This is a genomic window from Evansella tamaricis (assembly GCF_019042215.1).
In the GTDB taxonomy this organism is placed as follows: domain Bacteria; phylum Bacillota; class Bacilli; order Bacillales; family Salisediminibacteriaceae; genus Evansella; species Evansella tamaricis.
Window position 1 is genome coordinate 1 of record NZ_JAHQCS010000091.1, and the last position, 21,416, is coordinate 21,416.

A 21,416-nucleotide genomic window follows, 5' to 3' on the forward strand; every position below is an offset into this window, starting at 1 on the left:
TAGAAGTCCGATCTTTGACTTCGGTTGTCACTTCCGAAGTGCCCCGTAGCGATTAAGAAGCAACTGAAAAAGTTTAAAACCACTTTTTCAGTTCCCATGCGAGTAGGCGCTGGAGATAGACAACTTGCCCGAAGGTGCCAAAACTTATAAATTCTTACCTTTTAAAATAACATAAATTGGTTCTCCTGCATCTTTAGTGGGAGAGCCAATTTAAGCTTAATTTCAGAATGTCAACGAATTCCCCCATCTATTTAATCCTTTTACTAAAATAAAATTGTCCCCCTTCATCGACAGTCAATAAAAAGAGTTCTTTTTCATCCTTTACTCCAAGGTTTTTTAGTTGTTCCTTTAACCAAGATAATGTTCCTATTTTCTTGAGGTTGGCATGAATTACTCTTCCATCCTCTATTAAAACAGTAGGATATCCTTTTGGTTTCGGTTTCTGAACCATGTCTTTTGGTGTTAGTGATTGATAGTCACTTTTCTTAATTACACTGATTTGCCCGTTCGGTTCTAATACTGCATAATCAATCTCATTTAAGTCTGCTGCGCTTCTGAGACGCATGTCCATTAATAGTGATTCAAGAGTCACTTTTGCCTTAGCCATTGCATTATGTAGTATTTTCCCTTTTTCAATGAGGATGATTGGCTCATCTTCAATAACTCTCCTAAATCTTGGAGTTTTAAGAGCGACTAAGGATAAACCAACATGAATAGCTCCTATAAGAGTGGCAGCAGCCATAGGTCCACCCAAAGGAATATCCCCGCTGGATAACGGTTCGCCTATTACATCTCCTATTATAACACCAAATATAAAATCAATTGGTGATATAGTACCCATAGAACGTTGCCCCAATATTTTTACTAATGTAAATACATAAACATATACGATAGCTGCCCTGACTAAAAAGCCCCAAATCGGCAACTCCTCTGCACCAGTCCAAAAGTCAAACACTACAATCACCCTTTTTTAAAAATAAAACGTACATTAATATACTCTCCTAATGGAAAATATTTATAGATAATACAATAAAATTATGGAGGCTTTTTTAAAACGATAATCACAGGCAAGGTATGTTATCAAAGTAGGATCTTGAGGATGTGAGAGTGGTTAGAAATTGATGTGGTTCCTTTTGGAATGAAAGATCGCGTATACCTATTAAAAACTAATTTACTTTCAGCTATCAAACTACTAAAAAAAAGTATTCAACATGTTAAAATAAATGTAAATACTTCCTAAAACGGTTTGGAAATATATTAATTGAGGTAAATTATCCTATGTGTGATTGCTCTAGCAAAAATATAATCTAATTTAATCAAAATCATTCTATATTCTACTAACACGAGAATGGAGGAAATTTATGCAGGATATAAAAGATACTATAAAAGAAGTTGTCTATGCAGTAATGCCAATTACAATAGTGGTTGTAATACTTCAATTTACAATCATCTGGCTACCTTTTGATGTCTTCTTACAGTTTTTGGTGGGAGTATTATTTGTAACAATCGGTCTGATTCTATTTTTACTTGGTGTACATATTGGTTTATTACCCGTCGGGGAAATGATTGGTTCTGCATTGCCAAAAACGAAAAAACTATGGGTAATTTTATTCTTTGGGTTTCTTTTAGGTTTTGTAGTAACCGTAGCTGAGCCTGATGTAAGGGTGTTAGCTTTACAAGTGGATCAGGTTTCAGGGGGAGATATCTCAAGGAATATACTTGTATATTCCGTTGCCTTAGGGGTAGGGATTTTTGTATTATTAGCGATGCTACGAATTGCTTTTAATATCAAGATCACGTATCTTCTAGCAGGGGGATATAGTGCGGTGTTTCTTTTAGCGTCTTTTACTCCAGCAGGGTTTATCCCCATTTCCTTTGATGCTGGAGGAGTAACGACAGGTCCAATGACCGTACCATTTATTTTGGCACTTGGAGTTGGAGTGGCCTCTGTTTTGCGGGGGAAAAATTCGCCTACTGACAGTTTTGGTCTCGTTGCTTTAGCATCCATTGGTCCCATTTTAGCAGTTCTCATTTTAGGGGTGATTTATGGATGAATGTTAATATATTCGAAGGTTTTGGACATGTTTTAATTGAAGTAACATTTGCACTAATCCCATTAATTATTCTGTTCCTTATCTTCCAAATCTTCTTCTTGAAATTAGAAAAAGAAAAGTTAATAAATATTTTTAAGGGGTTAGTATTGTCTTTCTTTGGCTTAGCTTTCTTTTTACAAGGTGTCCACATTGGATTTTTTCCGGTTGGGGAATTGATCGGAGAAAAATTAGGTGAAGTTTCTTATAGGTGGATACTTATTCCCATAGGCTTTGTCTTTGGATTTGTGGCAACATTTGCAGAGCCTGCTGTCCGAATACTGAATCATGAGGTGGAAAAAGTTTCAGCTGGATATATTTCACAAAAGGTAATGCTTTATACGTTATCGATCGGTGTAGCGGTATCCATTGCTTTATCTATGCTAAGAATTATTGTAGGGTTTCCATTATGGTTTTTTATTATCCCAGGATATGCTATAGCATTGATAATGATGTTTTTTTCATCAAAGAGGTTTACTGCCATTGCATTTGATTCTGGGGGTGTAGCTACTGGACCAATGACAGTAACATTTATCCTTGCTATTGCTGTTGGTGTAGCTTCTGTTATTGAAGGAAGAGATCCGTTGCTTGATGGATTCGGGATGATTGCATTAGTTGCTCTTGCACCAATTATTTCCGTTCTCACACTTGGATTACTATTTGAAGGGAAGGGTCGGGAACATGATAGTGAAAAAGATCGATCGTCAACATAAACTCATTGTTACTATTGTAAAGAAAGGGGCAGCGAAAAAAGTTGTAAGTGCTTCCAAGCGAGCAGGGGCAGAAGGGGGCACAATACTTTTAGGCAGAGGAAAAGGTGTGCATGAAAACAAAACGTTCTTAGGTATCCCAGTGATTCCTGAAAAAGAAATAATACTAACTCTTGTAAAAAATGATATTGTAGAACAAGTTTCGGACGCTATCATATCAGGAGCAAACTTTGATCATGCTGGTACAGGACTTGGAATGATAATTAATACAAAATCGGTCATGGGGATCTGTCATTTACCTGGTGTAGGTGAATCTCCCACTGATGGAATGGAAGGAGATAACATGGAAAAAAAATCTCTTCAATATGATCTTATTGTAACGGTAGTGAATAAAGGCGATGCGGAAAAAGTCGTTGATTCCTCTAAAGACGGAGGCGCAGAAGGTGGTACGATCATAAACGGTCGAGGAACGGGAATCCATGAACAGGCAAAATTTTTAAACATAATGATTGAGCCTGAAAAAGAGGTCGTTTTAACCTTAGTTGAAAAAAATATGACAAAAGATGTGTTAGAATCAATAGAAAAAGGAGCAAAGCTTAACGAACCTGGAAAAGGAATAGCATTTGTTCTAGAAGTGGAAAAAACAATAGGGATTAACCACATCCTAAATAAAATGGTAAATGAGCATCTAGACAATTAAAAGAGGCAGGGACATAACTAAAGTGTTTCATTGAAAATCCGTACAATACACAACGATAGCGAAGTATATTTCCTTAGCTATTGATTGCTTGGATTTTTCATTGATAAAACACTTTTGTCCCAGCCTCTTTAACTCCACCAACAAATATAAAACAAATCTGTTATTTCCTATATAAACAAAACAGAACCTTTAGCAAGCGAGTATATCAGATCAAATCCACTATGACTCTTGATAGGAGAAAAAGAAAATGGTTTCTATTTTAGAAAACGTTTATGATGTATCAATCGCAGTTTTATTGTTAGCGTCCTTATTCTATGTGAGACAGATGAAAAGAATTAAACGAGATCGAGGTCTAACGGCCTTTGAGTTAATTATGTATTATATCATTCAGACTGCTATTATTTTATGGATAATTAGTTTTCTATTACTTAACTATGTACTATAAATATTTTAGTTTAGTTAAAAAGATTGCTATAACCTAGAGTGGACAACATGTTGAATAAGGTAGAATTAGTTAAAGTTAATGGGTAACTATGCAATTCAGGTAATACGATTGATACAGTAATGAAGACGGAAAGGAGTGTAAAGATATAAATCAATTGCATTTCCACATATTCGGTTGGTGTTTTGTTTCATGAATAGCCATAATATATTTTTGCCTAATTTGCGTTATAGGGGGTACACAATAAACGGAAGGGTTTTACCTATTCCAGTGCGTGATTAATTCTTCCCAATTTGTCTTTTTTTTCTGATTAGCAATAAAAGGTCCACGAACATATTCCAGATGAAGGTTTTGTGTACTTATTAAGTCACCTGCTATGTTTTTTTTGACAGTAGAAAAAACAAAGCTGTAATAATCATCAAGGTGTCTGCAACTTTGCCTCTCATCCATTAATACATGCATCCTTGCTGCAACTCTCGAAGAGAAACCTGTTCTACTCTTGAAAGGTTTATCAATGCTGATCACTTCTATCGTGTTAATTGGACCAGATAGTTTTTCTAGATACCTTCTAATAATAGTTTCATAATCTGCCAGACTTTCTAAATCAAAATAAAAGTGAGCAATGGTTTCTGCTTGAATCATTTATACCACTCCCTATTAGTCGTTTATATATTGGAGATGACAACATAAGTTTATCGCCACCCTCTTTGTTATACTTTTAAGAATTTAGGGGCAAATATCTAGAAAAAACATAGGATATATGGATATTTTAGAAAGAAGGTGTATGAAGTGTATCCAAATTATCCTTACCCACACGACTGGTCTTCTGTTTTAGAAATATTAATCCAAAGTATGAATGGGGAAGAGATGGTCTGTTCCATGAGTTCTCAATTGTATCATATTCCAGAGACAGAAAATCTGGAGGGACTTGATGAAATGCATAGACATCTTTATGATTCGTCCTATCATCGGGTAACAGCAACCGGTTGTGCAAAACGGCTCCAAGCAGGTGAATATCATGACACAATTATAAAAACGATGATTTCATGTGTTCAAAATGCATTGGATGCGGATCAGAAAGTAATGAAATGGCTTCAAGTGATGAGAGATAACGCCCCGAATGAGTTTACTCAGTTCATTGAGATAATCATCAGGTGGCAGCAAGAGACAGTACAAAGCTTATCCATGGCACAACATAGATTAAGTCAAATGGGTTTTGAAATAGAAAATCAACGTATGAATGCTGCTTACTAGTTTTTTCCATAAAGCCATAACAAACTCCTTTGGTAATACCATTCAAAGGAGTTTGTTTTATAGTTTTACCGAATTAAAAGAGCGGGAAAGCCCACTCCTTCATAGGTGGGATCGTCAAACTTCTATTTTCCTACATTATTATCAAACGCTTCGGGAATCATTGTGAATCCTTCGATCACCGTGTCCTGTTCCACTTCAATCATTAAATACCGTTTTCCTTCAAAGTTTATTTGCCGTACGAATCGTAAATCCTGTGGACTTACAGATATTTTAGCGACTTTTGTATCAATTTTAATAGATTTGGATTTAAACTTAGGTATGACACTACTGGCTTTAAATTCATAGTTTTCATCATCGATTACTTTCTTGAAAGCAGATTCTACCATTTCCGTATTGATTTCATCTACACCGCTTACCTTTAAGACCCGCTCTACATCTTTATAATCTAATTTTGGTGCTTCTTCCTCTTCATTTTCCTCAATGACCCGGTTAATTTCTTCATAGACATTTGAGAGAGTAGCTGTATTCAATTGATCCCCGGTAACATCCTTTACGATTTCTTCAAAAACAATTTTATCATCTTGAGCTGTCATTACCTCTTGTCCATTTAAAACGTCCTCAATGAACTGATAGTCAGGTTCATTTGCTTTCCCTGCAGAGTACAGAATGTGGTTCACATCTGCATAATTGTCGGTAAAACACGGAAAGAGAAAGCCTCCAATAGGAGCATTCAAGTTAATAATCGGATCTACCACAAAATTGTATTTGAATTCCTTTTCCACATAATCAAAAAGCAATTCTTTTTTTGGCTCTTGCGTGTTATTGATACTGCACAAAATAAAGGAATGGGAATAGACAGTATCTGTTCCACCTTCTTCTGATGCTTCACTTCTTCGTTTCGTAGGTTTGTAATATTCCCCTCGGATGAAAGTGATTACAATATCCTTATCATATTGGCGGTTGTTCAGCATTTTGCCTATCATCATCAGCATTTGCTCTTTCCAGCCTTCCACATCACTGCTAAGTAAACCTTGGTGTAAAATGAGTTGACTGTTATTTTGCGCCTCACGATTAAACTTTAATTGAAATAATTTTTCATCCAATTGTCCACCAAGCATTTTCTTGAAATTATTCAAAAATAACTCCTTTTGATCTTGGTCCAGTAATTCAAAGGCTTGACTTTGATAATGATAAATATCACTTGATTCCTTCATAATATACACATTAAATATTTCTTTGATTTTTAGTAATTCATTTTCTACTTTGAATTGTTTTCGAAAGTGTGCGATGTCTTTTTTATTCATTTCTATTCCCACTCCCATGCTAGTTCAATTGTAAAATTCTCTGTAATGTAAAAATTGGCATTAGAAAATGGAGAGCATAATACTCCCCACCACTTAAAATATTCTTTTATTTTAACATAAGGAGTTTAACGGTAGTAAAGTTTCATTCGGACCCAAACAATAAAAATAACGATTACAAAGACTTATTTGACCAAACCAATGACAAAGTAGTAAAGTATGGATATGAGTCGAAGGGAAACCATAAGCCCGTGTCAGGTGGGAAAGGAAAAATACTAATAGAAGACAATTGCCAAGTACACTAACTAGCAGACTATTAATACATAAAGAAAGACAGGTTAACTACATGAAGCCAATTTTAAAATACCGTGGAGGGAAATCTAAGGAGATCCCTTTTTTCCAAGAATATATTCCTCAACAATTTTCTACATACTTTGAACCATTCTTTGGTGGAGGTTCCGTTTATTTTTATTTAGAACCAAAAAAAGCTAAATTGAATGATGTTAATACAAGATTAATCGGATTTTACAATACTGTTCGAAACAATTATACAGCACTTCGGAATGACTTAGATGATATTCAGAGACAATACGAGAATAATCGGCAAGTATATGAACAAAGGAAAAAAAAGTCCCCTGATTTAAGGGTCACCGATGATAATGAAGCTCTATACTATGAATTAAGGGACATGTATAACAATATCATTCCGAAAGTATATAGTGATGCAGCTCTGTATTTTTTTATTAATAAGACATCCTATTCTGGCATGATTCGTTACAATGCGAGAGGGGAATTTAACGTTCCTTATGGAAGGTATAAAAACTTTAATACACAGCTATTAACGGAGGCTCATAGCCAATTATTGCAAACTGCAGAAGTCACCAACGGTGATTACTCCTTACTATTTAACGAGATGACACAACATGATTTTATGTTTTTGGATCCCCCTTATGATACGATCTTCAGTGATTATGGGAACATTGAATTCACAGGTGATTTTGATGAATCTCATCATCGGAGATTAGCTGATGATTTTAGAAACGTAAATGGAAAAGCTCTTATGGTCATTGGATCTACGCCTTTGATTGAAGAATTATATAGTCCTTATATAAAAGGTAGATATCAAAAATCATACGCAGTTAATATCCGGAATCGGTTTAAATCAGAGTCTGAACATTTAATTATAACGAATTATGAAATATAATTAATACAAAAGTTAATAGTAAAAGAAGCTTAAGTCCGTTAGATGATGAAAACTTAAGTTTCTTTTTTTACATTTGTAGATGATGGGGGACTGTTTATGATTTCTTTTCAAGATGTAATTACTCAATTTGATCAGATTGTAACGGAGTTTAATGTTGAAAAAACTACTAGGGGGAGTGTAGTAGAATACACAACCGAAATTTTTAGTGAGAAAGTAAATATATTATTTTTAAAAACAAGTTTAACTGGGAGTGAAAGACCACGGCCACAAATAAGAGTGTTTACTGAAAAAATAATCGAACTAGCCAACCGTTCTTTGGAGAATAATGAAAGGTTTTTTTGTTTTATTCACTGTTCCCATAGTGTGGATCAATTAAAGTTTGAGCACGTTAAGCCATATGAGTATGTTGTCTCGTTGGAGAGTGATTGGAATATGGCAGCTGGAAGAATTGATGTGAGAAGTATCTACAATAACCTCGAAAATAATGTTAATCTCGATTATCTTAAAGTGAATTCAAGTCAACACTCCACTCCCAGTATTCGTCAGGCAGCTTTATTCAAGTTGAACGAAACTGGATTTAAGAATGTATTGCAGTATCTTCGTTTCTTTGATAGTAGGCTGATTTCAAGAGATGAGAAACCATCACATGATGACCTCCCATTGGATGATGAAATAGAGGAGGAAAAGGTTGATTTGGCATCCACTGCCAGCCTCGTATCTCAGGGGGTTAATAGGATCTATTTTGGGGCACCTGGTACGGGCAAGTCATTTCGAATCCAAAGATTTATCCGTGAAAATGGAATTGAAAATTACGAGGAAAAAACAGGACATCCGAATGTGTTTCGAACAACATGCCATCCCGAATTCACCTACCATGATTTTGTAGGACAAGTTATGCCTGTAGTAATCCCTGACAAGGATGACCCTTCAAAGACAAGAATTGAATATAAATTTGAACCGAAAGTTTTCACGAAAGCACTTGCACGTTCATTAGCAGAAGGGGTAGTAGAAAAACAACCAGTCTTTTTAATTTTAGAGGAGATGTCCCGGGCGAACGTTGCGGCTGTATTTGGTGATTTATTCCAGTTGTTGGATAGAGATTCCATGACGGGAGAGAGTGAATATAAGATTAACAATGATCTGATTTCGCAATTTGTTTATAACCGTGATCAGCAAATATATTTGCCAAGTAACCTTTTTATTATAGGTACTGTCAATACGAATGACCAAAATGTTTTCGTGATGGATACGGCTTTTAAACGGAGATTTGAATTTGATTATGTTTCTGCAAATTCGGTCGTTATGAGTGAAGGCCAACCTATCAATAACTTTGAGTTTGAATTAAAGGACAATGGAGTATCAATTACCTTTCAATGGATTTCTCTGTATGGAGCACTCAACCGCTTTATTACGAAAAAAGTGGAGAAGGGAGGGTTAGGTCTAAAGGAGGATAAACAATTAGGCCAGTTTTTTATAAAGTTTCGTGATGGGGATGATGAATATAACTATAATCAGATTAAGGGAAAACTACTTCAATATCTTTATGATGACATTGAAGAGGAAGCATATACAGGACAATCCCTTTTTAACGAAGAAATCAACAGCTTTGGAGATGCGTATCTCTCCTTAAATAAAAACCTTGCTATTTTTTCATCGGAATTTATGCAGGAGTATGAGAGATTCGTGAGAAAAACAGCACAAGAAGGATTAGAGAGCGATGTCTAACATGCGCTATCATATTGTACAAGATGGGGATTTTGTGGATCCATTAACGAAGATAAAATTTATAAATCAATTGAATGACAGAGATATTGCCTTCAACCAGGATGGGGAACGATATAATTTTGTGGGGATAATTTTCAACAGTGAAAATGTACTTATAAGCTTTCCGAAGAACACGTTGAATTTGGAGCAAAGGGAGGCCTTTGAAAAAAATAGAAATACATTATACAAACATATGCATCTTCTTTTTCAATGTATCAAAAAGACTGTGGACGCTAGGAATGACAGGTACGCGGGAATCAGGCGAGAATTGAATGCTGATTATCCATTTCTAGAGTTCTTTGTGATCTATCAATACTATAAGAAATTTGGGCTGTTTACCAATGAAAAAGAAATCAGGAAGTTTGGCTACACAGGTAAAATTTCATGGAAGGATACCATTAACAAATCTCCAACTGTCGTGAATAATAATAACATACTATTTTTGCCGCTTGTAATTAAGAATAACGTCAATGAACATGTGTTTATAAGTAAATGTATGGCTTTCGTTATTGATTCCACATTAGAGAAATTTTCTCTGATCCTCCAGGGAAACAAGTTGAATTTAGACACGAGTGATATAGATTTTACAAATAAGCCATTGATTATCTCCCAATTAAGAAATACGAAGCGAACGATGTTTAAGAACGTCCATCAACGACTTGTGGACGGATTAATCTCTTTTTTTGAACAAAGGGATAATCAAGGAGGGAATCAACATTTAAAGATTTATTCGTTCCATTTAGTATGGGAGAGTATGGTCGGCAATTATTTACGGAAAAAATTTAAAAGAGTCACTGAAAATGATGAGTTAGTGTTTTCTGATGAAACTATGGAACATAATCCGTTTATGAAAAAAATAGTATATCCGGATGTTAGGGGAGAAAATGGACATAGAATAGAGCCTGATCATTACTTAATTTCCGGAAATTTCAGGTATATAATGGATGCAAAATACTATCAGGCGATTAAAGAATTGGATTATAAACAAATTTCCTATTATTTTTTACTAAAACACTTTGAAGCAAAACGGGATTCCAATGGGGATGTGATCGAAGAGTTAAAGACATATAATGCCTTAATTTTACCGACTGCAGGTAAAAACGATAGTGAGAAGCATTTTGAATTTAACCCGGAATTCAATATGAATGAGGAGAGATTTGTCATTACCATTCAGTACCTTAATACATTAGAAGTCATGAGAATCTATACTAATGTTTAATACGGAATAAGGGTTGGTCAGGCAGAGGTTTTAAAATTTTATTTCGTACTAGATAAAGAGTTTAAAGGGTCTATCGTAGATTCTATACTTAATTATAAAAAAATATAATATACAACGTTTCAAAAATTTTGTATAATTAGCACGACATAAGAATATTTGAATTAAGTTAGGTGCTAGCCTTCATAGAATGTTAGCTTAAAAGGGAAGATTGGTGTAAAGCCAACGCGGTCCCGCCACTGTAAATGGGAGTAACCTGCATGATGCCACTGTCTTTTTGAAGATGGGAAGGCGCAGGGAACGATTACCATAAGCCAGGAGACCTGCCTCACTTATTTTTCACCGTACTACGAGGATAGGAGGGTGTTAAGTGGTAAAGTATGCTATTTTACTGTCTTAATTTCTTTCTCCTTCACAGGGGATTTTTTTATGCCATTTTTTATACCAACAACCACATAAGAAGAGGGAGAGAAGAAGATGAAACGAACAGGTAACATTTTTCTGAGTTTTCTATTAGTTTTTGGAATGCTCCTTGGCAGCATTCAAACCGCGGTAGTTGCGGAATCCGAAGGGGAGTTAGGAAAAGTAAGAGTAATCGGTGGAGAAGAACCCTTCGAAGCAACTTATGAGTACACGGAAGAAATGACGGCCCTTGAAATCCTGGAAGCCGTTGTTGGGGAAGAGAACGTTGAGACCTCTGAAACAGATGATGGTATCAGTCTTGATCTAATTTTTGGTGTGGGTTTAGGAGATACACATTTTTGGGATTTTTATATTAACGGAATACAGGCTCAAGTAGGGTCTGGGGTCTACGTTGTTAATGAAGGAGACAACCTAACATTTAAATACACAGATTGGACTGAAGATGTAGAAAATAGCACATCTATAAAAGTTATTAACTATGATACTACAATATTCGACACCAGTTGGCCTATTTCTTTCTTGCCAGAAGAACAACCTACTGCATTTGATTTATTGTTGACAGTTTTAGGCTATGAAAACATTGATTACACTTATTATGACGTAATGGGTTATTACATTGAAAGAATCTCAAATAATTCCATTAAAGAGAAACACTTCTGGGCTTTCTATGTAGATAAAGTAGCACAAGTTGTTGGAGCAAGTAACCACTATTTAGAGAATGGGGACCAAATAAAGTTCAACTACGAATCTTGGGACACAGGTGATTGGGATGACGACGGGTCTACAGGTGGATCTGACGATAAAGATAATAGCAATGATCTATCCACGAACTTAGACAAAGCCATTGTAAAAACATCCGTTGAAGCAGCAAAGAATTATGTTCTATCACAAACCGTTGGAGACTGGCAAGCCATTGCCTTAAAACAGGCAGGTTACCCTATACCTACTGAGTATTTAGCTAGTGTTAAAAAAGCAGTTAGTGACGCCGAAGGTCAATTCCGCCTTATTAATGATACGTCTCGACGCAGTCTGGGTATTTTAGCCGCAGGGGCAGACCCAACGAATATAGAGGGATATAACCTTATTGAAAGAATTTATAACGGGACCAACGTTACAAATCAAGGGTTAGTTGGTGTTGCCTTTAGCTTAATTGCATTAGACAGCGCAAACTTTACCGTTCCCGCAGACGCCCTATGGACACGGGAAGCATTAATAGAAGAGTTATTAAATGGCCAACTTTCCGATGGTGGTTGGAACTGGACTGGTAGGGCACCTAGTGATTTAGATTCCACTGCGATGATTCTTACAGCCCTAGCACCTTATGAGAATGACCCAGAAGTTCAAACTGCCATTGACTCTGCCGTTCAGTTACTAGTTGATAGCTTCATAGACGATAAAGTCAACAATAGTTCTACTGCTGCACAAATCATTATTGCCCTTTCCGCATTGGAACTAGACGCCAATGCTTACCATAACAGTAATGATACAAGTTTAATCGAGTACCTATTAAGCTTCCAGAACGAAACGGATGGAGGATTTGGTTGGCAAAACACGAATAGTGATGCTTTCTCAACGGATCAAGCCTTCCGTGGTATCGTTGCCTACCAATTATTTATAGAAGGAAAATCATCCTTATATTCCTTTGGTCAATCTTCTGAACCAGGACAGGAGCCTGAGCCAGAAAAGGAAGAGCCAGCGACTCCGATATCGGATGACGACGGTACACCCCCTGTAGCAGAAACAGAAACGGATAACGGGGAAACGGAAGAAGAAACAACTACACCAGTTTCATCTGAACAAGAAAAAGAAGGCCACCGCCTCCCGGATACGTCAACACTATACTATAATCTGCTTGCTTTAGGTATACTGCTTGTATTGGTTGGGGCTATTTACCTTGTAAGAGTAAGACGACTGAAAGCAATGAACTAATCTTATTAACCTGTCCCTCCTGTTCTTTCAATAGGAGGGATTTATAAAAATTGGTGGAACATGTTTTCTAGAATAATATTTATGAAGGGGGAAAACCATGGAAAAGTTCCGTCTGAGAAAGTATACAATCCTTTTGTTTTCCTTAATTGTAGTTTTTAATTTAATAGGATGTGGCACAAACAATGAGCCATTAACTAGTGAGGAAGAAATTGATCATACAGAAACACCAGAGACTATTGAGCAATCAGAGACCGTAACGGAAATTAGATTACCTGTGGAAGACGGCTATTCGAGAGTAAAAACGGATGATCTAGAAGACTTAGAACTGACAGAGGACCTACAGGAATCACAGACAGATGAAGAAGGAACAGATGAAATAGCAACAGAAGAAGTAAGTTCGTCTGATCGGACTAGTACCTCTGATTCAAAGACGAATACAGCAAAAGTGGAATCCAAACCAAAGGGAGAATCCAACGGGAAAGAAACTACTAAATCTACAACAAAACCAAAGGAAGAGAATACAAAAGAAAATAATTCTTCTAAACCTCCTTCTACAGAGCCAGAGAAAGAAAAAGCACCATCACCAACTGTTACAATAATGATTACTGGTCCAAAGGAGGTTGGCACACTAGTAAGTGAGAAAAAGGTTGACTTCAAGGAAGGGGATACTGTTTTAGATATCCTATTGAAGACATCTGTAGTTGTAGATTATACAGGCGGCGGTGCCACTGCTTATGTTTATGGAATTGCAGATTTATTTGAATTTGACTATGGACCTCGAAGTGGATGGATTGCTAGAGTTAACGGAAATGATTTAACGAAAAGCTCCGGTACTACTACAGTCAAAGAAGGGGACAAAATCACTTGGGTTTACTTAGAAGATTTTATGGACGGTAACTGATGATACACCGTTTTCAGGATTTTCACCCTTTCTTAACCTTTTTCTATTATTGTGGGGCAATTCTTCTGATTATGTTGTTTCAGCACCCAACGATATTAAGTGTTGTTCTTTTTATTATCCTCGTTATTCACTTTATAGATGATGGATTTAGAAGCTTACGTCGTTGGCGTGTTCTAATTTTTACAACTGGAATCCTGATTTTGGTCCTGAATCCCCTTTTTAATGAAAGGGGAAGGAATGTTTTGTTTGAGGTGTTTGGTCACAGAGTGACATTAGAAGCGCTAATTTACGGTGGAATAACAGCACTGTCAATCATAACCATTATTGCCCTGTTTGTTTCCTATAATGAAGTAATGACTCCAAATAAATTGTTATTCCTTTTTTCAAAGTTTTTACCACAATTCGCAATACTGCTAATGCTTACACTAAGGTTTATTCCATTGATGAAACGGAGACTAGAAGATATATCAGCAGTACAACAAAGTAAAGGGATATCAGTTCATGAAGGGAAGTGGAGGAGTAAAGCGAAGAATGGCCTCCTCTATGTGCAAGTACTGCTCACCTATTCCCTTGAGGAAGCGATTCAGACTGCTGATTCCATGAACGCACGAGAATATGGACAAGGGAAGAGAAGCACGTATGAGCATTTCCGTTTTAAAAAATCAGATGGGATTGCACTTGCATTTTTATCAATACTAATTTTCATTTTGTTAATGGGACGGTTTAATGGATACGGTTATCTCACTATCTATCCTGTCATGGGTTCGCTACAATTATCAGCATTGGAATGGTTTTATGTGGTGGTACTTAGCTTGTTTTACTCATTCCCATTACTAGTAGAAGGAGGAGGATATCTTAAATGGCGTTTATTGAAATCAATAATTTAACCTTTAATTATCCAAATAATATCAATGCGCCAGCTTTGGACGAACTCTCACTTTCTGTAGAAAAGGGACAATTTATTGTTCTTTTCGGACCTTCAGGTTGTGGAAAAAGCACACTTCTACGTTTATTAAAAAAGGAGATTCAGCCACATGGAGTGCTATCTGGTGATATTTTGTTCAATGGACATACACTTGATGAAGAAGGATCTGGATCGAGAGAAGTTGGCTTTGTTTTCCAAGACCCAGAGAATCAGGTCGTGGCTGACCAAGTCCTCCATGAACTGGCATTCGGACTGGAAAATCAGGGACTGCCTACTAATGAAATGAGGAATAGGATTGCTGAGATGGTTCACTTCATGGGTGCGGAACATTTGCTTCATCGGAAAACACATGAATTATCAGGGGGACAGAAGCAGCAACTCAATCTAGCTTCCGTCCTGTTAATGCAGCCTAGTGTGTTATTGTTGGATGAACCTACCGCACAACTTGATCCGGTCAGTTCCAGAGAGTTTCTAGATATGATTGTTCGTCTCAATGAGGAGTTTGGATTGACTGTAATTATGGCAGAACATCGCCTTGAAGAAGTTATTTCTGTTGCAGATAAAATTGTCATGATGGATAATGGACGGGTTCAGATTGCTGGGAATCCAAAACAGGTTGTGAATCACATTTGGAATAAAGCAGATAAAACATATATCCCATCGATTCCTTCATTTTATTTACAGATAACAAAGGAAGTGGATCAACATCATCAAAGTGTTGTAGAAGATATCCCTTTAACAGTGAAGGAAGGTAAAAACTGGTTACAATCGCAACCGTTTATTGATAATGGTAGAAAATCTGAATTAAATAAAGCGGAAGAAATAGATATGGCTGACATCGTTCGAGTAAACAATTTATTTTTTCAGTACGAAATAGGAAAAAAAGCGGAACTTATCCTTAAAGAATTGGATTTTTCGTTACGCAAAGGTGAGATTTATACTTTATTAGGGGGTAACGGTTCAGGTAAATCTACGTTGTTAAAAGTGATTTGTGGTATTCATAAACCGCAAAGGGGGAAGGTTTATATATACGAGAAATCACTTAAACGCTGGACTAGAAATGAACTTGCAAAGAGTATTGGTTATTTGCCACAGAACCCAAAATTGTTTTTTATTCAGGATACGCTAGAAAAGGAATTACAGTATACGATGGAGCAATGGGATATTGAATCACCTTATGAGGCCACAACTCTTCTGGAATCTTTGGGTATTTCTCATTTGCGTCACAAACATCCGTATGATCTAAGTGGGGGAGAACTACAAAAAGCAGCATTAGCCTGCCTTTTATTGCGTAAACCCGAGATACTTTTACTGGATGAACCCACAAAAGGGCTTGATCCCGTTTCTAAGAAACAGTTAGGGAAGATCCTGATTCAACTCCAATCAAATGGAATGACAGTTCTTATGACGTCGCATGATGTGGAATTTGCAGCAAAAATTGCAGACAGATGTGGCATGATGTTTGAAGGGAAGATCACATCTGAATCAGAACCTGCGTCCTTTTTTAGAGGTAATTTCTTTTATACAACAATGATTCAACGGTTGTTAAGAAGTACTCCCTGTGAGGCCGTTACATTGGAGGAGGCTGTTCAGTCATGGAAAATAAGCAGAAACTAAAAATGGCTGGACTCCTTGCCATATCAGTTTCACTAGTTATCATATCGGTACAGTGGATTGATTACTATTTGTGGTTCAGCTTTGGTGTTGTTATATCAGCTTTTTTTTTGTTTCTTGTTCGATTTGAGAGAAAAGTCATTGATGCACGTGAAATTGTATTGCTTGCTGTTTTGGCTGCCATTGCCGCTGTTAGCCGAATTCCCTTTGCGAGCATCCCAAGTGTCCAACCCACGACGTTTGTGGTGATGATGGCGGGGTTTGTCTTTGGAAAAGAAAGTGGATTCATTATTGGTGTGGTCGCAGCCCTTGCTTCCAATATGATATTAGGGCAGGGACCATGGACACCATGGCAGATGATCGCATGGGGCCTTGTGGGCTTTTCCGCTGGTCTTCTTCGCAACCAGACTTTTATGCAAAAGACATGGGGGAAAGTAGTATTTGGAGTAGTTTGGGGGTTTTTGTTCGGTTGGATAATGAACATGTGGGGTTTAATTGCCTTCACAGGACCCGAAGGTTTTCTTGATTTTCAGGTGCTCCTTCCTTATTTTATGGGAAGTGCCCTGTTCGATTCCATGCATGCCGTCTCCAACGTTATTTTTCTCTTATTATTCAGTGGATTATGGGTGTCGATTTTACAACGTTTTAAAACGAAATACGGGCTTTTGGAGTAGTAAATACTGAATACATCATTTCTACGTTCTTACTTAAACGTTGGAAAGTACCTGTCACTTTTAAATGAATTGACAGGTACAATTTTTCGATTAATAGTTTTGTTATTGATTTTTATATTCTTGTATCAATATAATTTTCAATGCTTGAATTTCTTCCTCTGTTAGCCGCTCACCAAGAAATTGTTCCGCATCTTCCATTGTTACTCTTCCTGCCATAGCTTCCTCAGACAGATTATTTATTTCACTTAGGCTAAATTCCCTTAAAACAGTCTTCATTGCATCTTCTTTTGTGGAGAAGGGAAGAGTTTCTTTTGATATGGAGGGATTCCCCAATGAATCTTCTGTGCCGATTTCCGTATTATCCATGAATTCCTTGATTTTCGGGTCTTTTAAAAAGTTATTGATTTCCTGATCATCAAGCATGTTTTCCATCATTGAATCTACCATCTGGTCAGATAGATAACCAATGGCGAAATTATATCCATAATAGCCTGCACCACCAAGTCCTGCTAATACAATGACGATAACTAGTAACTTTTTCATCAAGAAGTACCTCCAAAATATCAATTTCAAGTTACATATTATCATAGATTTAAATTAAATTAGTATAGGTAGTTACAACCACTTTCTCAGAAGGTATAAGGTTCATATATCATTTAAAAGTCTAAAAACCATTATGTAAAATCACCTAGAAGGAGTGTTTTTCCCGTTCCGGTAAGGAAGATTTCACCATGTTTACTTAAAGTGTAATTAATTCAATTTTACATATAATATCCTTAATCGTCATAGATAGGGGTTAAATATGTATGTTTATACGTAAAAAATATTACCAGTATCCTTATATTTCATTGTTAGTTGTCCATTCCCTGTTGTTGAAAACAAGAGAGGAAAGGTTTGCTCGCATTATTATTTTCCAATATGGGTTTTGCTTTAATATTTTACTATTTAGTAGTATCCTTTTTAAAGGGTTATACGTACAGGCCCAAAATTATAAAGAACAAATATCTCGATAATGTACTAGGGGCCACATTGTCACAAGCAGTATATGTCCCATTTACTGCCGTATTTATTACTGCATTTAAATTAGGCTGGAAAGTCAAAATACTATTTACTTTTTATTTCGCTTTTGTTGAAAGAGTTTTTATTAAATATGGTCTATTTCAGAAAAAGTGGTGGAAAACAGGTTTTACCGTTATATTAATTCCAGTGTATTTTTTTATTAGTGATATTCGTTGGAAATGGTTAGAAAAGGGTATACCATTTATGAAAACGTTTTGCTTGTTTAACATGATTCATTTGACATGGATAAACGGGTTGTATTTGTTAGAAGTACTTCGAGAACTACGATTTGGGTTCGGAAAAAACAATAAGTGGAATGAACAGATAAAAATTGTACCGTTTTATGTAATAGTTCTATCAGCAGTAGCCACATGGGTTGCCAAAAAAGGGGGATGGAGCATTAAAGGGCTTTTTTTATCGTTAATTATCATTTTGGACCAGCTATTAATTAAATTGGGGATATTAAAGGTACGTAATGTCATTCCAATTACATTAGTACATAGTATTACAGTTCTATTGTGGTCACTATATAAAAATTTATTAAGTCAAAAAAACTTTGTCGCAAGTGAGTAACAATTAGCTTAAACCAGTGGCATAAGGGGTGTACAGCTTGTTATCTTTTGAAGAAAAGTGCGCTATTTTTGATTCTTATCCAGAGCTAAAGAAAAAAAAGAGTAGTAATGGACGTATTAATTATGAGTATCAAGGGAGCCGAGTGAGGGGGAAGAATGTAGGGATTCAGCTGACTGCCAACGGAAAAGGTTATGTGGTAGGGAAATATCTCGACCAAAAAACTGCTTTGAAGTATGACCTCAATGAAACCGATGATATAAACATTACAAAGTTTAGTGAAGAGCGGTTAAGGATTTTAATAGGGGAGGTCATTGATTCCATGTCCAACAGGAAGATTTTTGGGTGGGATCGTTAAATATATAAACTAACAAACAAAAAAGAACTCAGGGAACTGAACCCCTAAGCTCTTTTACCTTATTCGAGAAAGAAAGGTATTCCTTTATTTAATTCCTACGGTCATCAAACCAACCAATTAAATGCTCGAGACGTTCTAAGCGGTGCTTCGGTTTACCAGAGCGTGAAAGGTCATGATTTTCATCTGGGAATCGGACGAATTTCGTTTCTACACCAAGTCGCTTAAGGGCAATATACCATTGTTCTGCCTGCTCCATTGGGCAACGAAGATCCTGTTCGCTGTGTAAAATCAGTGTTGGTGTTTTTACATTTCGAGCATGCGTTAGCGGTGAAATTTCCAACAGTTTGCCTACATCATCCCATAAATCTGCATGGCCGTGCTGCCATTCTGTAAAGAAGAACCCAATATCACTCGTGCCGTAAAAACTGTGCCAGTTACAAATACTACGTTGTGTTACAGCGGCTTTAAAGCGCTCGGTACGAGTAACAATAACGTTAGTCATATATCCCCCGTAACTTCCTCCAGTAACGAATAATTGGTCGTGATCGATGTAACTAACGTTTTCTAGGGTGTAATCGACACCTGCCATAATATCCTCATAATCCATTCCACCGTAATCACCAATTACTGCATTGACAAAGTCATGACCATAGCCATGGCTTCCTCTAGGATTCGTATATAGTACTACATATCCTTTTGACGCCATTAATTGCATTTCATGGTGTAACCCATTTCCATATACTGTTGCTGGACCACCGTGAATTTGTAAGATCATCGGATATTTTTTGCCGTTCTCGTATCCATAAGGCTTCATGATCCAACCTTCGATCTCCCAGCCATCAGTACTCTTATAGTGAATATTTTCTGGTGTGCTTAGGTGGACTTCATCATAAAGTTCTTTATTCCAATCGGTTATCTGATGAACATTCTCCACTTCGGTCAAGTCTTGTGTAACTAAATCTCCTGTTGAATGAGGGGTACCAAGGACCAGGACTGCTTGATCATCACTTTCGATATCGTAAGAAGTAACATTCGCAACGGCTGGAGACAGGGCAGATGATACCTCTCCTTCAAGATCGACTTTAAATAACTGACAATCACCACCTACTGTTGCAATAAAATAAATGTGTGAGCTTTTTGAATCCCATGTTAAGTTTAATCCTGCAGTGTCATATTTTGCATCCACACCTACAAGGTTTCCAATCGTGTAATCAAAGTTTTCTGTTAAGTTTTTTAGTTTTCCAGTTTCTACAGAGAAAAGAAGAACATTGGCATTCCCCTGGCTTCTTTCACCACGGTCATGACCTGCAACTGCTAACCATTTCCCGTCTGGAGAAAAAGATGGTGCCATAATGTATCCATTCGCCTGATAAAAAAGAGTTTCTTCTTTAGAATCTATTTCGTATTTCCAAATGGCTGGGAGGAAACCCCACTCTTTATCTTCTTCCTTTGTTCCAATATAGACTAAACTTTTTCCGTCTGGGGAGAAACAAGGCTGACCAAAATCATAATCCCCTTCTGTCACTTTCGTATAAGACTTTGTTTCAACATCAAATAAATATACATGTGTACGGTCTTCGTTATAAATACCAACCCCGTCCCCTTTATAACGAAGTCTAGTTATGACCTTCACATCACTTTTATCTTCCTTTTTATCTTCTTCCTTATCGGTAGTAAGTTTGAATTCCCCTCTAATCGTAAGCGCAAGCTTGGTTCCGTCTGGAGACCAGACAAAATCACCAATTCCTTGCTTTACATCAGTCAGTTGAATAGCTTCACCGCCATCCGTATGTAAAAGATAAACTTGATTTTTACCAGTGCGGTTGGAACGGAATGCCAGTGTGCTTCCATCTGGTGACCACTTTGGTGCCGTATCTACTTGTAACTTATCTTTGGAATAGTGAGAGGTAAACTGTCTTCCTGGACCTTTTAAATCAGTGACATAAATGGAAGAATAGTAACCATCTTTATCTTTATCGATTTGAGTTAAAACATAGGCTGCTTTGTCTTTGTTTGGGGAAATTTGAGGATCTCCCACAAACTTAAATTTACATAAATCTTCTGCTGTAATAGGACGCTTTGTCATTTTTAATACCTCCAAATAGAAATATAAGTCTATCATAACATTTCGACATTCGAAGTAAAACAGAAAGTTCTTCATAAAATTTTTGAGGATGGTGGTTCTCGTTGAAGAGAGATTTTATTGTTCCTTACCGGATGCACTTTATTGATGGCTTTCTATCTGAGACTAACTATGCTAAATTAAAACAGCATCAAAAATG

General features: G+C 36.6%; 20 protein-coding genes and 1 riboswitch. Of the genes, 15 read left to right on the plus strand and 5 right to left on the minus strand.

The annotated features are described in order from the left end of the window. Positions 1–247: 247 nt before the first annotated feature. The gene (locus KS419_RS09605) at positions 248–955 is read right to left on the minus strand and encodes a DUF421 domain-containing protein (protein ID WP_217066148.1); all 708 of its coding nucleotides are present in this window, start codon (positions 953–955) and stop codon (positions 248–250) included. A gap of 406 nt (positions 956–1,361) precedes the next feature. Here KS419_RS09605 and KS419_RS09610 point away from each other — a divergent pair, with 406 nt between their 5' ends. The 4 genes from KS419_RS09610 to KS419_RS09625 all read left to right on the plus strand — a co-directional run bounded on the left by KS419_RS09610 (position 1,362) and on the right by KS419_RS09625 (position 3,945). Continuing rightward, complete coding sequence (locus KS419_RS09610; RefSeq protein WP_217066149.1) at positions 1,362–2,054, plus strand: DUF1538 domain-containing protein; 693 nt, start codon at positions 1,362–1,364, stop codon at positions 2,052–2,054. Continuing rightward, positions 2,051–2,803, plus strand: a complete 753-nt coding sequence (locus KS419_RS09615) for a DUF1538 domain-containing protein (protein WP_217066151.1) — start codon at positions 2,051–2,053, stop codon at positions 2,801–2,803. Before KS419_RS09610 ends, KS419_RS09615 begins: the two co-directional genes overlap by 4 nt. Beyond that, positions 2,772–3,500, plus strand: a complete 729-nt coding sequence (locus KS419_RS09620; protein WP_217066152.1) for a P-II family nitrogen regulator — start codon at positions 2,772–2,774, stop codon at positions 3,498–3,500. Before KS419_RS09615 ends, KS419_RS09620 begins: the two co-directional genes overlap by 32 nt. 247 nt (positions 3,501–3,747) lie before the next feature. Beyond that, complete coding sequence (locus tag KS419_RS09625) at positions 3,748–3,945, plus strand: hypothetical protein (protein ID WP_217066153.1); 198 nt, start codon at positions 3,748–3,750, stop codon at positions 3,943–3,945. A 255-nt stretch (positions 3,946–4,200) separates the two neighbouring features. On the opposite strand, the gene KS419_RS09630 is transcribed toward KS419_RS09625, so the two are convergent. Beyond that, positions 4,201–4,584: a hypothetical protein gene (locus KS419_RS09630; protein ID WP_217066154.1), complete on the minus strand. Its 384-nt coding sequence runs from the start codon at positions 4,582–4,584 to the stop codon at positions 4,201–4,203. 147 nt (positions 4,585–4,731) lie between these two features. Here KS419_RS09630 and KS419_RS09635 point away from each other — a divergent pair, with 147 nt between their 5' ends. Continuing rightward, positions 4,732–5,196, plus strand: a complete 465-nt coding sequence (locus tag KS419_RS09635) for a hypothetical protein (protein WP_343215051.1) — start codon at positions 4,732–4,734, stop codon at positions 5,194–5,196. A gap of 122 nt (positions 5,197–5,318) precedes the next feature. On the opposite strand, the gene KS419_RS09640 is transcribed toward KS419_RS09635, so the two are convergent. After that, on the minus strand, positions 5,319–6,500 hold the full coding sequence (locus KS419_RS09640; protein WP_217066155.1) for a DUF4317 domain-containing protein: 1,182 nt from the start codon (positions 6,498–6,500) through the stop codon (positions 5,319–5,321). A 343-nt stretch (positions 6,501–6,843) separates the two neighbouring features. Here KS419_RS09640 and KS419_RS09645 point away from each other — a divergent pair, with 343 nt between their 5' ends. The 8 genes from KS419_RS09645 (at position 6,844) to KS419_RS09680 (ending at position 17,147) form a co-directional block, all read left to right on the plus strand. After that, positions 6,844–7,701: a DNA adenine methylase gene (locus KS419_RS09645; protein ID WP_217066156.1), complete on the plus strand. Its 858-nt coding sequence runs from the start codon at positions 6,844–6,846 to the stop codon at positions 7,699–7,701. A 96-nt stretch (positions 7,702–7,797) separates the two neighbouring features. Further along, positions 7,798–9,426 carry an AAA family ATPase gene (locus KS419_RS09650; RefSeq protein ID WP_217066158.1) on the plus strand — a complete coding sequence of 543 codons (1,629 nt, stop codon included), beginning with the start codon at positions 7,798–7,800 and terminating at the stop codon, positions 9,424–9,426. Next, positions 9,419–10,684 (plus strand): hypothetical protein, encoded by a 1,266-nt coding sequence (locus tag KS419_RS09655; RefSeq protein ID WP_217066159.1) that lies wholly within the window; start codon positions 9,419–9,421, stop codon positions 10,682–10,684. Before KS419_RS09650 ends, KS419_RS09655 begins: the two co-directional genes overlap by 8 nt. A gap of 151 nt (positions 10,685–10,835) precedes the next feature. Then, positions 10,836–11,026, plus strand: a riboswitch (cobalamin riboswitch). Positions 11,027–11,158: 132 nt separating this feature from the next. Continuing rightward, entirely contained in the window at positions 11,159–13,033 is a 1,875-nt protein-coding gene (locus KS419_RS09660) for a DUF4430 domain-containing protein (RefSeq protein ID WP_217066160.1), read from the plus strand. A 97-nt stretch (positions 13,034–13,130) separates the two neighbouring features. Further along, on the plus strand, positions 13,131–13,934 hold the full coding sequence (locus tag KS419_RS09665; protein ID WP_217066161.1) for a DUF4430 domain-containing protein: 804 nt from the start codon (positions 13,131–13,133) through the stop codon (positions 13,932–13,934). Beyond that, entirely contained in the window at positions 13,934–14,821 is an 888-nt protein-coding gene (locus tag KS419_RS09670) for an energy-coupling factor transporter transmembrane component T (protein WP_217066162.1), read from the plus strand. The genes KS419_RS09665 and KS419_RS09670 overlap by 1 nt, the downstream gene beginning before the upstream one ends. Further along, positions 14,794–16,476 carry an ABC transporter ATP-binding protein gene (locus tag KS419_RS09675; RefSeq protein WP_217066163.1) on the plus strand — a complete coding sequence of 561 codons (1,683 nt, stop codon included), beginning with the start codon at positions 14,794–14,796 and terminating at the stop codon, positions 16,474–16,476. Before KS419_RS09670 ends, KS419_RS09675 begins: the two co-directional genes overlap by 28 nt. 2 nt (positions 16,477–16,478) lie before the next feature. Then, positions 16,479–17,147 (plus strand): ECF transporter S component, encoded by a 669-nt coding sequence (locus KS419_RS09680; protein ID WP_380085918.1) that lies wholly within the window; start codon positions 16,479–16,481, stop codon positions 17,145–17,147. Positions 17,148–17,249: 102 nt separating this feature from the next. On the opposite strand, the gene KS419_RS09685 is transcribed toward KS419_RS09680, so the two are convergent. Continuing rightward, positions 17,250–17,690: a hypothetical protein gene (locus KS419_RS09685; RefSeq protein ID WP_217066166.1), complete on the minus strand. Its 441-nt coding sequence runs from the start codon at positions 17,688–17,690 to the stop codon at positions 17,250–17,252. Positions 17,691–18,041: 351 nt separating this feature from the next. Here KS419_RS09685 and KS419_RS09690 point away from each other — a divergent pair, with 351 nt between their 5' ends. After that, positions 18,042–18,779: a hypothetical protein gene (locus tag KS419_RS09690; protein ID WP_217066167.1), complete on the plus strand. Its 738-nt coding sequence runs from the start codon at positions 18,042–18,044 to the stop codon at positions 18,777–18,779. Positions 18,780–18,816: 37 nt separating this feature from the next. Then, the gene (locus KS419_RS09695) at positions 18,817–19,134 is read left to right on the plus strand and encodes a hypothetical protein (RefSeq protein ID WP_217066168.1); all 318 of its coding nucleotides are present in this window, start codon (positions 18,817–18,819) and stop codon (positions 19,132–19,134) included. 88 nt (positions 19,135–19,222) lie between these two features. Here the strand turns inward: KS419_RS09695 and KS419_RS09700 are convergent, their stop codons facing one another. Next, positions 19,223–21,220 (minus strand): S9 family peptidase, encoded by a 1,998-nt coding sequence (locus KS419_RS09700; RefSeq protein WP_217066169.1) that lies wholly within the window; start codon positions 21,218–21,220, stop codon positions 19,223–19,225. Positions 21,221–21,416 lie beyond the last annotated feature (196 nt).

Bases quoted from the DNA above. Each gene is read 5' to 3' on its own strand.
- KS419_RS09675 (WP_217066163.1), top strand. From the start codon at position 14,794: ATGGCGTTTATTGAAATCAATAATTTAACCTTTAATTATCCAAATAAT.
- KS419_RS09610 (WP_217066149.1), top strand. From the start codon at position 1,362: ATGCAGGATATAAAAGATACTATAAAAGAAGTTGTCTATGCAGTAATG.
- KS419_RS09615 (WP_217066151.1), top strand. From the start codon at position 2,051: ATGAATGTTAATATATTCGAAGGTTTTGGACATGTTTTAATTGAAGTA.
- KS419_RS09700 (WP_217066169.1), bottom strand. From the start codon at position 21,220: ATGACAAAGCGTCCTATTACAGCAGAAGATTTATGTAAATTTAAGTTT.
- KS419_RS09650 (WP_217066158.1), top strand. From the start codon at position 7,798: ATGATTTCTTTTCAAGATGTAATTACTCAATTTGATCAGATTGTAACG.
- KS419_RS09630 (WP_217066154.1), bottom strand. From the start codon at position 4,584: ATGATTCAAGCAGAAACCATTGCTCACTTTTATTTTGATTTAGAAAGT.
- KS419_RS09640 (WP_217066155.1), bottom strand. From the start codon at position 6,500: ATGAATAAAAAAGACATCGCACACTTTCGAAAACAATTCAAAGTAGAA.
- KS419_RS09665 (WP_217066161.1), top strand. From the start codon at position 13,131: ATGGAAAAGTTCCGTCTGAGAAAGTATACAATCCTTTTGTTTTCCTTA.
- KS419_RS09625 (WP_217066153.1), top strand. From the start codon at position 3,748: ATGGTTTCTATTTTAGAAAACGTTTATGATGTATCAATCGCAGTTTTA.
- KS419_RS09685 (WP_217066166.1), bottom strand. From the start codon at position 17,690: ATGAAAAAGTTACTAGTTATCGTCATTGTATTAGCAGGACTTGGTGGT.
- KS419_RS09620 (WP_217066152.1), top strand. From the start codon at position 2,772: ATGATAGTGAAAAAGATCGATCGTCAACATAAACTCATTGTTACTATT.
- KS419_RS09680 (WP_380085918.1), top strand. From the start codon at position 16,479: ATGGCTGGACTCCTTGCCATATCAGTTTCACTAGTTATCATATCGGTA.
- KS419_RS09670 (WP_217066162.1), top strand. From the start codon at position 13,934: ATGATACACCGTTTTCAGGATTTTCACCCTTTCTTAACCTTTTTCTAT.
- KS419_RS09645 (WP_217066156.1), top strand. From the start codon at position 6,844: ATGAAGCCAATTTTAAAATACCGTGGAGGGAAATCTAAGGAGATCCCT.
- KS419_RS09660 (WP_217066160.1), top strand. From the start codon at position 11,159: ATGAAACGAACAGGTAACATTTTTCTGAGTTTTCTATTAGTTTTTGGA.
- KS419_RS09655 (WP_217066159.1), top strand. From the start codon at position 9,419: ATGTCTAACATGCGCTATCATATTGTACAAGATGGGGATTTTGTGGAT.